Origin of the sequence: Cypionkella sp. (assembly GCF_028290025.1) — a bacterium.
Classification (GTDB): Bacteria; Pseudomonadota; Alphaproteobacteria; order Rhodobacterales; family Rhodobacteraceae; genus Cypionkella.
The window spans coordinates 1-15,221 of the sequence record NZ_JAQGKQ010000050.1 but is presented as its reverse complement, the minus strand read 5'-3'; the positions used below and the strand labels follow the sequence as shown (position 1 = coordinate 15,221).

Annotated in this window: 12 protein-coding genes, 2 pseudogenes and 1 other annotated feature; of the genes and pseudogenes, 10 read left to right on the top strand and 4 right to left on the bottom strand. The window is 58.9% G+C overall.

The genetic code is table 11. The annotated features are described in order from the left end of the window. Nucleotides 1-12: 12 nt before the first annotated feature. Complete coding sequence (locus JWS10_RS07260; RefSeq protein ID WP_299505867.1) at nucleotides 13-903, bottom strand: AraC family transcriptional regulator; 891 nt, start codon at nucleotides 901-903, stop codon at nucleotides 13-15. 342 nt (nucleotides 904-1,245) lie between these two features. Between JWS10_RS07260 and exbB the strand changes: the two genes are divergently transcribed. The 7 genes from exbB (at nucleotide 1,246) to JWS10_RS07225 (ending at nucleotide 9,497) form a co-directional block, all read left to right on the top strand. Continuing rightward, nucleotides 1,246-2,262 (top strand): tonB-system energizer ExbB, encoded by a 1,017-nt coding sequence (exbB, locus tag JWS10_RS07255; protein ID WP_299505865.1) that lies wholly within the window; start codon nucleotides 1,246-1,248, stop codon nucleotides 2,260-2,262. A gap of 3 nt (nucleotides 2,263-2,265) precedes the next feature. Next, the gene (gene exbD, locus JWS10_RS07250; RefSeq protein ID WP_299505863.1) at nucleotides 2,266-2,697 is read left to right on the top strand and encodes a TonB system transport protein ExbD; all 432 of its coding nucleotides are present in this window, start codon (nucleotides 2,266-2,268) and stop codon (nucleotides 2,695-2,697) included. Beyond that, entirely contained in the window at nucleotides 2,694-3,542 is an 849-nt protein-coding gene (locus JWS10_RS07245) for an energy transducer TonB (RefSeq protein ID WP_299505861.1), read from the top strand. Before exbD ends, JWS10_RS07245 begins: the two co-directional genes overlap by 4 nt. Before the next feature lie 89 nt (nucleotides 3,543-3,631). Next, nucleotides 3,632-3,949 carry a carboxymuconolactone decarboxylase family protein gene (locus tag JWS10_RS07240; RefSeq protein WP_299505859.1) on the top strand — a complete coding sequence of 106 codons (318 nt, stop codon included), beginning with the start codon at nucleotides 3,632-3,634 and terminating at the stop codon, nucleotides 3,947-3,949. A 131-nt stretch (nucleotides 3,950-4,080) separates the two neighbouring features. Continuing rightward, complete coding sequence (locus JWS10_RS07235) at nucleotides 4,081-4,968, top strand: sigma-70 family RNA polymerase sigma factor (RefSeq protein ID WP_299505858.1); 888 nt, start codon at nucleotides 4,081-4,083, stop codon at nucleotides 4,966-4,968. 167 nt (nucleotides 4,969-5,135) lie between these two features. Beyond that, entirely contained in the window at nucleotides 5,136-6,362 is a 1,227-nt protein-coding gene (locus JWS10_RS07230) for an efflux RND transporter periplasmic adaptor subunit (RefSeq protein WP_299505857.1), read from the top strand. A 3-nt stretch (nucleotides 6,363-6,365) separates the two neighbouring features. Continuing rightward, complete coding sequence (locus tag JWS10_RS07225; protein ID WP_299505855.1) at nucleotides 6,366-9,497, top strand: efflux RND transporter permease subunit; 3,132 nt, start codon at nucleotides 6,366-6,368, stop codon at nucleotides 9,495-9,497. 39 nt (nucleotides 9,498-9,536) lie between these two features. Here JWS10_RS07225 and gfa read toward each other — a convergent pair whose 3' ends face one another. Beyond that, nucleotides 9,537-10,109, bottom strand: a complete 573-nt coding sequence (gene gfa, locus JWS10_RS07220) for an S-(hydroxymethyl)glutathione synthase (protein WP_299478119.1) — start codon at nucleotides 10,107-10,109, stop codon at nucleotides 9,537-9,539. Between the two features lie 90 nt (nucleotides 10,110-10,199). Beyond that, entirely contained in the window at nucleotides 10,200-11,435 is a 1,236-nt protein-coding gene (locus tag JWS10_RS07215; protein ID WP_299505852.1) for a cation:proton antiporter, read from the bottom strand. Between the two features lie 177 nt (nucleotides 11,436-11,612). Here JWS10_RS07215 and JWS10_RS07210 point away from each other — a divergent pair, with 177 nt between their 5' ends. After that, nucleotides 11,613-12,821: a crosslink repair DNA glycosylase YcaQ family protein gene (locus JWS10_RS07210; RefSeq protein WP_299506053.1), complete on the top strand. Its 1,209-nt coding sequence runs from the start codon at nucleotides 11,613-11,615 to the stop codon at nucleotides 12,819-12,821. A gap of 50 nt (nucleotides 12,822-12,871) precedes the next feature. On the opposite strand, the gene JWS10_RS07205 is transcribed toward JWS10_RS07210, so the two are convergent. Further along, nucleotides 12,872-14,221, bottom strand: coding sequence for a hypothetical protein (locus tag JWS10_RS07205; RefSeq protein WP_299505849.1), 1,350 nt, complete (start codon nucleotides 14,219-14,221; stop codon nucleotides 12,872-12,874). 531 nt (nucleotides 14,222-14,752) lie between these two features. On the opposite strand from JWS10_RS07205, the pseudogene JWS10_RS07200 reads away from it, so the two are divergent. Together JWS10_RS07200 and JWS10_RS07195 are read left to right on the top strand one after the other, a co-directional pair. Then, nucleotides 14,753-14,950 (top strand): annotated as a pseudogene (locus JWS10_RS07200) (3-deoxy-manno-octulosonate cytidylyltransferase); the annotation flags it as partial. 18 nt (nucleotides 14,951-14,968) lie between these two features. Beyond that, nucleotides 14,969-15,221 (top strand): annotated as a pseudogene (locus tag JWS10_RS07195) (IS3 family transposase); the annotation flags it as partial. Continuing rightward, nucleotides 15,061-15,177 (top strand) — a sequence feature (AL1L pseudoknot). Its footprint overlaps the pseudogene before it by 117 nt.

The window sequence follows — 15,221 nt, the reverse complement described above, 5'->3', positions numbered from 1 at the left end:
ATGCCGCTTCAATCAGCAGGAGTGACCGCGCCGCCATGCCGCTGGAGTGGTGCCCGTCACCAACCGAAACGCCCGCGTCATATGGGCTTGGTCGGCAAAACCGGTGGCCGCCGCGATCTCTACCAAAGCCGAGCCATCGCGTCCCAACATCGCCTTGGCAGCACTGATCCGCAGCTGTTGTTGCCAAGCGTGCGGCGTCTCGCCGTTGGTCTGTTTGAACGCCCGCGCGAACCAGCTTTCCGACAGCCCGATCTGCGCCGCAAGCTCGCTAACCGGCACGCGGCGATGCAAATTGGCCTGCATGAAATCGGTCAAGCGGCGCATTTGATGTGGAGTCAAACCGCCGCGCAAAGGCTCCGCATTTGCCGTGCAATCGGCCGCCGAAAGCACCCGGCCCAATATCGCCTGCACCAGCCCCTCGCCAAACAAATCGTGCTGGCCGTCGCCTTGCATCTCATCCGCCAGCAGATGCGCAATCCGGTCAATCTCGGGGCTTTGGCCTAGCATGATCGGCTTGGCCAGCGCTGCCACGGCCCAAGCCATGCCATAGCGCTCACCCAATCTTTGCGTCAGCGCCACGCCATCGAAATGCAGATCGAGATGGCGGAACTCTCCGGTTTCAACGATCTGCGACCACAGCGGCATCCCCGCCGGAATATAGCTGATCTGTCCAGCAGGGCGCGAGGCCACATCATTCGGCGTATCAGAAAGCCGGATGCTCTTGCCGCCATCCTTCAGGAAAATCACGATCCGCGGGTCAGGCGAGACATAATGCCCGCCGCCGCCCAAAGTGCCCTCAGCGTGCCAAAGATCGGCGACCACACCTTCCCAAGCCCGCCAACGCAGCGCACCAAGGGCACGAATGCCATCGGTGAATGCCGTCATATTGGGGCGAAACGACATAAGGGACACCATCAGCGCCAAGGGAAAACGGGAAGCTGGCCTTGATCTGACGACCGGTAGAATCGGCGGCAGACAAGGCTGGCGTGACACCTTAATTCTTGCAGTCTAATGTCCGAGTCAATTACTCGGCAATCTATCATCGGGATTGTGACAAATAGGCGACTGAAAGCCTAAGAAATTTTCTTGACTCACCCCGGCAACGAAATTAACTGCCTGCACGGTAAGCAGATCAGAATGTGTTGGCCGCTTGTCGGCTGCTTTTTGCAATCTGAAACGCCCGTCAGACCGCAAACAATCGACGCTGCAGACCTCACCTGTGCAGCGAAATGAACGGACCCAGCCATGTTGACAGCGCCTTTCCCGATCCCTCGCAGCATCGGTTTGGCCGTGGCTTTTGGCCTCGTTACGGCGTTGGCAACTCCGCTTTTTGCGCAAGAGGCTCCGCAACCACCTGTCGTGCAATCCGAAATGCCGGAGCCAAGCGCGCCCGCTGTGTCAACCGAGGCAGCGCCCACATTACCCGCCGAAACGATGCCCTCGGAAACGCCGTCCGCAGAAAACATAGCACCTGCGCAAGCCAAACCCGCCGCAACTGCGCCGCTTGCCACTCCGCAACCACCTGCCGCGCAACAGCCCGCCTCCGCTGAAACCGTATCCGAACCTCCACACACGCAGACCGATTACTCGCCTTGGGGCATGTATCTAGCCGCGCATTGGGTGGTGAAGCTGGTGATGGTGTCGCTGGCCTTCGCCTCGTTCGTGACTTGGACGGTGCTGGTGTTCAAGATGATCGAGCTTGCCATCGCCCGCGCCCGCGCCCGCCGTTCGGTCAAAACCATCCACGCCGCGCAATCGCTGGAATCCGCCTCGGCGCAGCTTTCCAAACAAACCGACCCCGCCGCCTTCATGGCGCAAGCCGCCCTGATCGAATACCGCCGCTCTGACCCAGCTATCGCCGCCGCTGGCCCGGATGGCGTCAAAGAGCGCACCCGTTCGGTGCTTGACCGCGTCGAAATCCAAGCCGGCAGCCGCATCCGTCGCGGCACTGGCTTGCTCGCCACTATCGGCGCAACCGCTCCGTTTGTGGGGCTGTTTGGCACGGTCTGGGGCATTATGAATTCGTTCATCGGCATCGCTGAAACCAAGACCACCAACCTCGCCGTCGTCGCCCCCGGTATCGCCGAAGCCTTGCTCGCCACCGCCATCGGTCTGGTCGCGGCCATCCCCGCCGTGGTGATCTACAACCACTTCACCCGCGAAATTGCTGCATATCGTCAAAGCCTTGGCGACGCCGCTGCCGGGGTGGAACGCCTGCTCAGCCGCGATCTCGATTTCCGCCACCTGCCGAAAGAGGCTTAAGCCATGGGCAAGTCGATGCGCGACAAAACTGGCGACGATCTGGAGGAAAACCACGAGATCAACGTCACGCCGTTTATTGACGTGATGTTGGTGCTGCTGATCATTTTCATGGTGGCGGCGCCGCTTTCGACGGTGGATATCCCCGTCGATCTGCCCGGATCGAACGCCGCCCCGGTAGATCGCGCGCCCGAGCCGATCTATGTCACCGTGCAAAAAGACCTGACTCTTTCGCTCGCGTCTGAGGCCATCAACCGCGAAAATCTCGGTGCAAAACTTGACACCTTGACCAACGGCGACCGCACCCAACGCATCTATCTGCGCGCCGATGAGACGGTGGCTTACGGCAAACTGATGGCCGTGATGAACCTGCTGCGCGCTTCCGGCTATCTCCATGTCGCGCTGGTCGGCATCGAAGGCGCGCCTGCTACGCCATGACGACGCGCGCCGCCCCTATGGCTTCGGTCGATTGGCTGACGTCCCGCGCAGGCCATCACCCCGTAGGTTATGCCGCGAAATGGTCGGCGGCGGCGGTGTCGGTGGCGGGCGTAATGGCGGCGGCTGTCTGGCTGACGCTGTGGATCAACAACACCGTCGGCAGCAACACCGACATCGAAAACGCCGTGCTGATCGACATGGCCCCGCTGCCCGCAGCGCCCCCAGCCATCGCCACGCTGGAACCCGCGCCGGAGGTGCCAATGGCCGAACTGCCCGACAGTTTGGAACCTATCGTGCAGAACGAACCCCTCCCTGATCTGGCCGAGCCTGACATAGCGCCCGATATGCCCGAGCCTGAACCACTCGCGCTAGAACCACCGCAAGCGGACCTGCCACCCGACGCCGAAGCCCCACCGGAAAAGCCAAAACCCGAGCCGGTGCCGGAAGAAAAACCAAAGCCTAAAAAGCCCAAGGTTGAAAAGGTTAAAGAGAAACCCAAGGCTCCGCAGAAACCCTCCGCCGAGACGAAATCAGCTACCGCCGCTTCAAAAGGCCAAGTCAAATCGCTGACCTCACGCTGGGGTGCCGCGATCCGCAAGAAAGTTAACGGTCGCAAATCCTATCCAAGTGCCGCGAAGGGCGCAGAAGGCACCGCCACCGTGCGCCTGTCAGTCTCCCGCAGCGGCGCATTGGCAGGCGTCTCGCTGGTCGCATCGTCCGGCAACGCCGCGCTGGACAAAGCCGCCCTAAGCGCCGTCAGCCGCGCCGGCAGCTTTCCGAAAGCGCCCGAAGGATTAACTGACGCCAGCTATAATTTCACCCTGCCGATCAGCTTCACGCGGTAGCCGCAAACTTTTCCAAATAATCCGCCCGCCCATGTCACACTGGGCCAAGCTGCCTCGTCTTATCCTTGTAAGCAAATCAAGGAACCACAATGATCCCCCGCATGACCGACTATTTCAAACCCACCCACCCCGGCGTTAAGGCGATGTTTGCGCTGGAGACAGCCATCCGCGACAGCGGCTTGGATGCCAAACTCCTGCATCTAGTCAAACTGCGCGCCTCGCAGATCAACGGCTGCGCCTTCTGCCTGCACCTTCACGCGACCGAGGCGTTGAAGGATGGCGAAGATCCGATGCGGCTGCATCTTCTCTCCGCATGGCGCGAAGCTCCGCTGTATTCCGCTCGCGAACGTGCGGCTTTGGCGTGGACGGAAAGCTTGACTAACCTCGCCCAACACTGGCGCTCCTGATGAGGATTACACGCTGGTCGAGGCTGCGTTTACCGAGGACGAACGGCTGAACCTGACGCTTGCGATCGGCTCGATCAACGTTTGGAACCGCATCCAAGTCGGCTTCCGCGCCGCCCCCGCCTTAGCCAAACATGCAGCCTAACGCTGAAACCTTTGAGGCGCAGCGGCCCCGGTTGCTGCGCCTCGCTTACCGAATGCTCGGTTCGCGCGCCGAGGCAGAAGACGTTGTGCAAGACGCCTATCTACGCTGGCACAAGCTGGATGCGGCCAAAATCGACAGCCCCGCCGCGTATCTGTCGCGCATCGTCACCCGTCTGTGCCTTGACGCGATGAAATCCGCCCACGCCCAGCGCGAGACCTATTTCGGCCGTTGGTTGCCCGAACCGATCACCGAACCCAAAGACGATGCCCTGCGCGCTGATAATCTCACCCTCACCCTGATGGTCGCGCTGGAACGCCTGTCACCGCTGGAGCGCGCCGCCTTCCTGCTACACGACGTTTTTGAAACCTCCGTTTCCGAAATCGCCCACACCCTGAACCGCGACCCCGAGGCAGTGCGGCAACTCGCCTCGCGCGCGCGCAAGCATGTGCAGGCGGAACGTCCGCGCTATGTGGTCGGCCGCGACGAAGGCAACCGCATCACCCACGCTTTCCTTGCGGCTACCCGCAGCGGTGACATTGCGGCGCTGCAATCCCTGTTGGCGCAAGGTGTGATGATGCATTCGGACGGTGGCGGCAAAGTCAGCGCGTTCCCGAATGTGATCAGCGGAGCAGCAAATCTGCTGAGGCTGTTCGCAGGGCTCTGGCGCAAGCATGGCACGAATGAGAGTCTGATCAAGCTGATCTGGAATGACGGTCTGCCCGGCTATGTCAGTACCCTAAACGGCGTGCTGCAAACAACGACGCTCGAGATTGAGCACGGCCAGATCAGCGCAATTTACCGCACCCGCAATCCAGACAAACTGGCACGCCTGCCGCTGTCTCATTGGGCGAGCACGACTTTAGCGCGGCCCCAATAGGCTCCGCGCGATCCTAGTTCACGCTATCTGTGATTCATTTGGGCGATTGGCGACGGAAACCTTTCCGGGCGGCGTAAAAGGCTTATCTTGGGCGCAGCGATGCTCTGCTTGCGATACGCTATCTTGGCCTGCCATTGCTTCCAGAATAATCAAAAAACGGAATCCAAATGCTCCCTTACCCGGCCCCCCAGATTTTGCGGCGCACGCTCCGCCATATCGGCAGCTTTTCCTTGATTTCGTTTATGTTTCTGGCCAGCCAAAGTGTTGCCCAAACGCCTCCCGGCGGTGCGCCTAAGGGTCCGGTCGATGTGGGAACCGTCGTCGTGGAAACCCGCGATGTGCCTTATGTCCGCACCCTGCCGGGTCGTGCCGTGGCGTATGAAACCGGGGAAATTCGGGCTCGGGTCAGTGGGGTGGTCGAAGAAATCTTATATGCCGCAGGCGACGCGCTGCAACCCGGCGATCCAATGTTCAAGATTGAAGATACCACTTATGTTGCGGCACTCGCCTCGGCCAATGCGGCTTTGGCGGGCGCTATGGTGCAGCGTGACACAGCACAAGCCACGGTAGATCGCTATAAAACCCTGCAAGGCAGCGCCGTCAGCAAAGCCGATCTGCAAAATGCCGAAGCCACAGCGGCAGCTGCCGCCGCGAGCTATGCCGCCGCCAAGACCGCGCTTGATGTGGCGCAACTTGACCTAGACCGCACCATCGTCCGCAGTCCGATTGCAGGGATTGCTGGCATATCCAACGTCTCTATCGGCGCTTTAGTGACGGCGAACCAAGCCGATGCTTTGGCGACCGTCACGCGGCTTGACCCGATCTATATTGATGTCAGCGATTCCAGTGCCGGAATGTTGCGCGTCCGCGCGCAGATTGAGGATGGCAGCTTGCAGCTGGGCTCTAAGGTCGGCGTGGCGCTGGTGCTGGAAAGCGGTGACATTTATGACGGCGAAGGCACCGTGGTTGTGCTGGGAAATGTGGTTTCCGCCACCACGGGTACCTTCGATCTGCGCGTGCAGTTCGACAACCCCAAGCGGCTGATCCTGCCCGGCCAATTCCTGCGGGTTAAGCTGACGCTGGGCAGCACCAGCGGCAAACTGGTGCCGCAACGCGCCACGGGCCGCAATTCCGATGGCACGTTGACGGTGTTTGTCGCCAAGGATGGCGTGGCGCGCAAGGTCGCGCTGACCACTTCGGGCAGTCAAGACAACGCGTGGATTGTTACCTCGGGCGTTGAGGATGGCGATCTGGTGATCGTCGATGGCCTGACCAACCTGCGCGATGGGGCCGAGATCAATCCGGTTCCCGTCACCATTGATGCTGATGGCGTGGTGCATGATGCCACTTCTGCCGCAGCGGACGCCCCTGCCGCCACCACCGGGAATAATTGAGATATGCCGCGTTTTTTCATCCACCGCCCGGTGTTTGCTTGGGTTTTGGCGATTGTTGTGATGTTGGCGGGCGCGTATTCGCTGCTGCAACTGCCGGTCTCGCAATATCCTGACATTGCCCCTACCACGATCCGCGTCTCGGCGAGCTATCCCGGTGCCACCGCCGAAGCCGTGCAAACTTCCGTCACCGAAACCATCGAAGATGGCCTGACCGGGTTAGAAGGCTTGCTATACACCGTCGGTTCATCGTCAACCGGGCGTTCCAGCCTGACGCTGACCTTCGACGACTCAGTTGACCCCGATGATGCGCAAACCAACGTGCAGGCCAAGGTCGACCAGATCAACCGCCGCTTGCCCGATGCGGTGCAGGATTCTGGCGTCAACGTCAGCCGCTCGTCGTCGTCGATCCTGCTGGTCGGCTCGCTGGTGTCCGAGGATGGCCGCTACAGCACGGTGCAACTCGGCGATATCCTCTCCTCCACCATCGAAGGCGCGGTTCTGCGCACTGATGGCGTAGGCTCGATCAACTCGTTCGGCTCGGGTTATGCGATGCGCATTTGGCTCGACCCGATGAAGCTGGCCGAGTTTGCCATGACCCCCGGTGATGTGGTCAGCGCGGTGCAGGCGCAAAATACCACGGTTTCCATCGGCTCGCTTGGCGCACAGCCCGTTACCCGCGGCCAGCAGTTTACCGCCACGATCACTGCGCAAAGCCAACTGACCACGGTGGAGCAGTTTGAGCAGATCCGCCTGACCACCACCGCTGCAGGCAATACCGTGCGGCTCGGCGATGTCGCCACGGTTGAGATTGGCAAAGCAACCTACGGCGGCGACTCGCGCTTTAACGGCGCCAATGCCTCGGGTTTTGGCGTTAACTTGGCCAGCGGAGCCAATGCCGTTGATACCGCAGCCGCCGTCCGCGCCACGCTTTCCGGCTTGGAAGCAGCGCTACCCGATGGTGTCAAAGTCCAATACGCCTATGACACCTCACCCTTCGTCGAACTTTCCATCGAAAAGGTCGAACACACCCTGATGGAAGCCATTGCCTTGGTTTTCCTTGTTATTCTGGTGTTCCTACAAAACTGGCGCGCCACGCTGATCCCGATCATTGCTGTGCCGATTGTGCTGCTCGGCACCTTCGCTATCCTCGGAATCTTAGGCTATTCGATCAACACGCTGACGATGTTCGCGATGGTGCTCGCCATCGGCTTGCTGGTCGATGACGCCATCGTTGTGGTCGAAAACGTCGAGCGGGTGATTGCAGAAGAGGGATTAGACCCGGTCGCCGCGACGGAGAAAAGCATGGCGCAAATCACCGGCGCGTTGATCGGTATCGCGCTGGTGCTGTCGGCGGTATTCTTGCCAATGGCGTTCTCGTCAGGCTCCACCGGGGTGATCTACCGACAATTTTCGGTCACGATCATCTCGGCGATGCTGCTTTCGGCCGCCGTTGCGCTGATCCTGACGCCCGCGATGTGCGCCACTATCCTGAAACCGCACACAGCCCACAGCACGGGCTGGCTGAGCGCCCCGGGTCGCGCCTTTAACCGTGGCTTTGGTGCTGCGACCCAAGGCTATGCCAACCTGTTGATCCGTATCCTGAAATGGCCCGCGACCATGCTCTTGGTGCTGGCCATCGTTTGCGGTGGCGCTTGGGCGATCTACAGCCGCATCACCGCATCCTTCCTGCCGTCAGAAGATCAGGGCGTGCTGATGACGCGCATTTCGCTGACCCAGGGCTCCACCACAGCCGCAACTTTAGACGTGGTGCGGCAGGTTGAGGAATATCTGAACGCCGAAGAATCCGCCGCCGTCGAATCCACATTCGTCGCGATGGGCTTCGGCTTTAGCGGCACCGGGCAAAATCAGGCGATGGTGTTCGTCAAACTGCGCAGCTTTGATGAGCGTAGCAGCAGCGATCTGTCGGCATCGGCAGTCGCCGCCCGCGCCAATGCCCACTTCAAAACCCTGCGCGCGGGCACCGTGCAGTTCAACCAACCGCCCGCTATTCAAGGGCTTGGCAACTCTGCCGGGTTCTCGATGTATTTGGTCGATCAGTCCGGCGCCGGCAATGAGGCGTTGTTTGCCGCCGCCACCGATCTGATCGCCCGCGCGACCGCCGATGGCCGCATCACCAACCTGCGCAATGGTGCCTCCGAGGATGAAGCCGCCTTGAAACTGGTGATTGACCAAGAAAAAGCCGCCGCCTTGGGTGTGTCTTTGACCGAAGTGAACTCTATGCTGTCGATCGTGTTTGCCGGTGATGAGGTCAACGATTTCCAACTTGGCACCTCGCTGCGCCCGGTGATCGTGCAAGGCATTGCCGGATCGCGGATGCAGCCCGAGGATGTGCTGGCATGGTTCGCCCGCAATTCCAGTGGTGAGATGGTGCCGTTCTCGGCGTTCTCGAAAACCGAATGGGCTCCGGTCGCTCCCAGCCTGTCGCGGATTGATGCGCTGCCTGCGGTGCAGATCAACGGCTCGCAAGCCGATGGCACTTCGTCGGGCGAAGCGATGGAGATTATGGAGGAGTTGGTTCAGGCGATGCCGGGCGGCTATGGCGTGTCGTGGACCGACCTGTCCTATCAAGAACGCCAATCCGGCAACCAAGCGCCCTATCTTTACGCGCTGTCTGCGCTGGTGGTGTTCCTGTGTCTGGCGGCTTTGTATGAAAGCTGGGCGATCCCGTTCTCGGTGATGCTGGCGGTTCCGGTTGGCATCTTGGGCGCACTCGCGGCAGCTTGGCTGTTTGGTCAGTCGAACGATGTATATTTCAAGGTTGGCTTGCTGACGACCATTGGCCTCGCCGCCAAAAACGCCATTCTAATTATCGAGTTCGCCCGAGAGTTGGAAACCCAAGGCCGCACTCCGGTAGAGGCCGCTTTGGAGGCCGCGCGCACAAGGCTGCGCCCGATCCTGATGACCTCGCTGGCGTTTATCCTGGGCGTGACACCGCTTGCCATAGCAACAGGTGCCGGCGCAGGTGCGCAAAACGCCATCGGTGTCGGCGTGCTTGGCGGGATGCTTTCCGCGACCGTCCTCGGCATTTTCATGGTGCCATCGTTCTATGTGGTGGTGCGCAAGTTCTCGATGCGAATGTCACGCAAGCCCGCGCCTGCCGCCACTCGCACATAAAATGCCCTGCGTTGGACCAATCCAACGCAGGGCATTTTGTCAGCTCAGCACGCCATTGGCTTTCGCAGTAAACGTCGCGATGTAATCCATCAGACCCGGCGACAGCGCATCATAGGGCGGCAGCCCCAACTCGTTCAGCCGCGCCCGGATAGCGTCCATCTTCGCCGGATCAGTACCGCCCTCAATCACCGAAGACACAAACGCCGCGAAGGTTGGTGCTGCAAACCCTTCAACATCCGCCAACTCGGTATGAATAAAGGTAAGCCCGGTGAACGGATGGTTTGGCCGCGTCACAGGCCCGTGCATATGCACACCGCAGCTGGTGCAAGCGTGGCGCTGGATCAAAGCCGTGCCATCGACCACCTTCAATTTATGCACGTTTTTGGTGACTTCGACGTCGCTTGAACTCGCCACCGCCACCATAGAGAACGTCGCGCCCGCTGGTTTCCAGCATTTCGTGCAGCCGCAAACATGGTTGTGCAGACAATCCGAACTGATCTTCACTTCGACCGGATCGGTGGTGCAATTGCAGCGCAACGTCGCGCCGGCAAACCCGGGCTTACCCGGCTTTACGCCATTATCAACGGCTGGATGAATGGAAACTGATGCCATGAAAATTCTCCCTGAAATCGACCCTGCTACGGGGCCTCAGGGCGGAGCCTAGACCTGCCCGCAGAGTCGGGCAAGTCGCGTGGCAGTCGCCTACGCCGGATCAGGCGTCGGTTTTGCCGCATAGCGATCTGCGAGATGAAACAGCAGTGGATTGACCAGAATAGACACCAGCGCCGCTGCCACCACCAGATCACGCGCGCCCACCGGCACGATCTTCAGGCTGACGCCCATGCCGATCAGGATGAACGAAAACTCCCCCACCTGCGCGAGACTTGCCGCCAACACCAACCCTGCCGAGCGATCATGGCCAAACCAGCGCATCAGCACATAGGCCGCGACCGATTTGATGCCGAGCACAATCGCCACCGTCCCGAGCAATGCCAAAGGCTGCGTCCAGATCACCGATGGATTGAACAACATTCCGACCGAGACGAAGAACAGCACCGCAAACGCATCGCGCAACGGCAGCGTATCTTTCATTGCCTGATTGGAAAGCGTGGAGCTTGCCATGACCATGCCCGCAAAAAACGCCCCCAGCGCAAAGCTGACTCCGAAGAACACCGCCGAGCCATAAGCCACGCCCAAAGCAATCGCGAGCACTGCCAGCCGAAACAACTCGCGCTGTCCAGTGTGCATCGAGTAATGCAGCACCATCGGGATTAAGCGCGCGCCGACAATGAGCATCAGCCCCAGAAACCCGGCGACCTTCACCCCAGTCAGCAGCAAGGTCGCACCCAGTGGGCCAAAACCCCAACTCGCAACCTCAGCCGTTTCGCTATCGACTGCCACTTCAACGCCGCCCATCACCCCGGCCAGTGGCGGGATCAGCACCAGCACCACTACCATCACCAGATCTTCAACGATCAGCCAGCCAACCGCCAGCTTGCCCGTTTCATCCTTCAATATCCCACGCGATTGCAACGCCCGCAGCAGCACCACCGTCGATGCCACCGACAGCGACAGCCCAAATATCACGCCCGCGCCAATGCCCCAGCCAAGCCCGTAAGCCAGCGCCACCCCGGCAATCGTCGCCACCGCGATCTGACCCAACGCCCCCGGCACCGCCGCCGCCTTCACTGCCAGCAAATCGCGCGCCGAGAAATGCAAGCCCACCCCGAACATCAGCAAGATCACCCCGATTTCCGCCAATTCGCTGGCGAGATCCTGATCCGCGACAAAACCCGGCGTGAACGGCCCGATAATCACCCCCGCCATCAAATAACCCGCAATCAACGGCAATCGAAACCGATGCGCCACAAGTCCCAAAACAAACGCCATGGATAAACCTATGGCAATAATAGCAATCAGCGGCGTGTCATGCGTCATCCAAAACTCCTTGGGGTATAACCTAAATTGGGGCCTGACCGCGCCGCGAGCAACCTTATAAATCAAGCGTTTTGGTCACAATTTTCACGCGAATATGTCAGTATGTTACGACATGCCGCTGTTGGCCAAGAAAACGTCGCTGTTGACCGCCGCCACAGCCCTGCTACCCATAGCGCCATGTTGCCCTTGCTGACCAACCCCGCCGCCCGCCGCTTGTTTCTGCACCGTCACGCGTTGGCCGAGGCTCCTACTGGTGCTGCCTCCGGGCAGGCGCTGGCCGATCTGATCCACCGCATCGGTTTCGTGCAGGTCGATAGCATCAACACCGTCGCGCGCGCACATCACATGATCCTGTTCTCGCGCCGCCATTCCTACAAACCCGCCGCGCTGAAAACCCTGCTGGAACGCGACCGCGCCCTGTTTGAACATTGGACGCACGACGCCTCTATCCTGCCGGTCCACCTGCACGGCCACTGGCAGCACCGCTTTGCCCGCAGCGCCGAGACCATGCGCCAGAACCACCACAAATGGTTCCCCGATGGCGACGCTTCGCAACTCGACACCATCCTTCGCCACATCGAAGATCACGGCCCCGTCACCACCTCGGATGTTGGTCAAAACGAGACCCGCAGCAAAGGCGGCTGGTGGGAGTGGCGTCCGTCGAAGACCGCCCTCGAATGGCTTTGGCGTACCGGGCAACTGGCGATCTCCGGCCGCGACGGTTTCCAGAAAATCTACGACCTGACCGAGCGCGTCATCCCCGCCCCCCATCGCACCACCGCCTATGATCTGGCACAGATGACCGACTGGGCCTGCACCTCGGCGCTCGACAACTTAGGTTTCGCCGATGCCACCGAGCTGCGCGCCTACTGGAACGCCCTCAAACCCGATGAGGCGAAGGCTTGGGTGAAAACCGCCCTCGCGAGCGGTGAGATTATTGAGATCGAAGTCGAAGGCGCCAAAGGCCAACGCCGCCGCAGTTACGCCCGCCCCGATGTGCTGACCCAAGCCGCAAATGCCCCCGAGCCCACCACCCGCCTGCGCATCTTATCCCCCTTCGACCCCGCCCTACGCGACCGCAACCGCACCGAGTTCCTGTTCGGCTTCTACTACCGCATCGAAGTTTTCGTCCCCGAAGCCAAACGCCAATACGGCTACTACGTCTTCCCCGTGCTCGAAGCCGACCGCCTGATCGGCCGCATCGACATGAAATCCTACCGCGACGACCGCACCCTGCGCGTCAAAGCCTTCTGGCCCGAAGCCGGAGTGAGGTTCGGCCTAGGCCGCATCGCAAAACTAGAAGCCGAGCTAAGCCGCTGGGCCAGCTTCACCGATTGTGATCGCGTGGCGCTTCAGGACGGTTGGTTGCGAGAGCCGTTGCGCTGAAAAATCTCGGGCGACAGCCTCACACAGCTACGCGAGCGGCAGGCGCGATCTCACCAAGCCCGCGTAGATAAAATGGTAAACACTCCTGGTGTCGCGAGCGGATCAAATCGAATCAATGGAATCGAACGATTCCGGTCCAGCTTGAAAGTCAGGATATTGCGGCCTTGCTTCACATCAAGGCTCAGACTGTCTTGGTTTAAAAACGGATACCCTTTCTCATTGATACCTGGATAAAAAAGCTGACACTTGCCATCGACACTGCTCTCAATTTCGAAAGAAATTGTTTTCTCCGAACGAAGCGCCAAACCAGCCCGCGGGAATATTAATTGAGGATCACGACCTATGGACGAAAACGAGCGCTCAAGTTCATTTACCGGCACCAGCATTGCATTGCCGAAAGCTGGTCCAAGCACGGGATCTACATAAAGTGGTTTCGGGATATTTTTATTGCGCCACGAAGTATAGTAACTGTGGTGGTGCCCCCAAGACGCTTGAGCGCGCAGCGCATCGGAAAACTCGTCAGAGGGTCTGTAATCCTCGGCACCGTAATTCGCAAGAACAACGCTATGAGAGCTGGTATCGCTTTTAACCGCAGATAAATATCGCTCGCTGTTCGCAGAAACAATGATATCCGGGGAAAATAAAGAAACAGCGTCTTTTTGAAAAAACGGTGAACGGATATATATGATGTCCTTGAAGAATGCCGAAAGAATACTAAGGCATCCGGCGATAAAGCTGTCACCGAAAACAAGCAATCTCTTATCAAAAACCGCCAGATCATTTGATACGATGACAATATTGTTCGAGTTTCCCTTGAGATAAGTTATATTGTTGAATGTTTTTGCGGTCGGGATAATGTGATCCAGCCATGTTTCGTCGGATGTCTCGCTTGACTGCAGCATCTTGCCAAGATCACCACTATGTTTCAAATCTCTCTCGATGAAATATAGCACGGGATCGCACGGAAGACCCAATTTGGCCAAGATTATTGATACGATATGCAGTCGTCCAATCGCTGACAAATGCGTGTCAAACTTGAAGAAAGCCGATTTTTTCGAGTGTAGGTCAATCAGTTCATCAAGTGGGTAGACGAGATACTCAGGCAAATGATCGCCAAATACGCCTCGATAGCATCTGTCAAATAAGCTTGACTGCTCTGCTGCATATGACGTTGGCAACATCTCCCGTGTTACCAGATCTTTTGTCGGGAATACGACATGAAGATAGTCCATACCGTGAGAGCGACAAAATTCGAATCTCGAGGTGATGTTCTGGCGGAAATTTTCAACATCGATCGCAGTCGGTGACAACGTTCCGTTCAGATGCTCGCGCTGTTTCTGGGCGCCTGAATTGAGAAATAACCAGCCATCGTGTCCGATGATCACGTTATTTTTTATCATGTCGGTTACCTGCTTCCCCGAAGACCATTAGGCTCAACGACACCTCTCAGCGTTACTATTCGTCAATTTCCGTTATGGCAATGAACTCGTGGTAAGCCCCTAAACTGTAAGGGAAGTCCTCATCCTGTTGTTGATGGCCGACGAAACCGTGTGAGTTGCGCTGCGAGATAGTGCCGCTGCCAGACCCGCACTATACGAGCGGCCGACTCTGGGCTTCTATTGCCTACCTTTCTTAGACCGAAAGCTGTCCTTTTGCGCCGCACCGATCATGCCGGACAAAGTCGCGTTTCAGACATCAAATCTGCAATCGCGATATTCTGAGCCTTGACGTGGCCGCGAACTGCTGCACCTGACCTAAGCGCGTGCAGCTCGCGTCAAGGTTGCGGACACCACGCAAAGCTGCTAGCCACGTGAAACTCTGACATCATTTCGCTTCGGCTGCCTAAAACAGCAATCTACTGGGCGTTTCTTTGGAAGCGAGCCATTATAACCTTCCTCCTCCCTCCTCCTCTTTCATCTTCGGGTTAGTACATGACGAGTTACGCAATAGTTATTCCTGCGCGATTAGGTTCAACGAGATTGTCTCGCAAGCCACTTTTGGAGATCGGTGGTAAGCCGATGGTGATCCACACTTGGGAGCGCGGGGTCGAAGCGGCCCCTTCGGAAAATGTTTTTGTTGCAACTGATAGCGACGAAATTATGGATGTATGCGCAAAATATGGCGCCCAGGCTGTGATGACCGATGCGGGCGTCTCAAGCGAGATGGCCGAGCGCATGAAGGCATTGGAACGCGAGAACCGCGAGCTGCGCCAAGCAAACGAGATCCTTCGCAAGGCATCAGCGTATTTTGCGATGGCGGAGCTCGACCGCCGGTCGAAGTGATGGTGGGTTTCATCGACGCGCATCGGAATGCGCACGGGGTCGAGCCGATCTGCAAAGTGCTGCCGATCGCCCCGTCCACCTATTATGATCATCTGGCCAAGCGGATCGATCCGGGCCG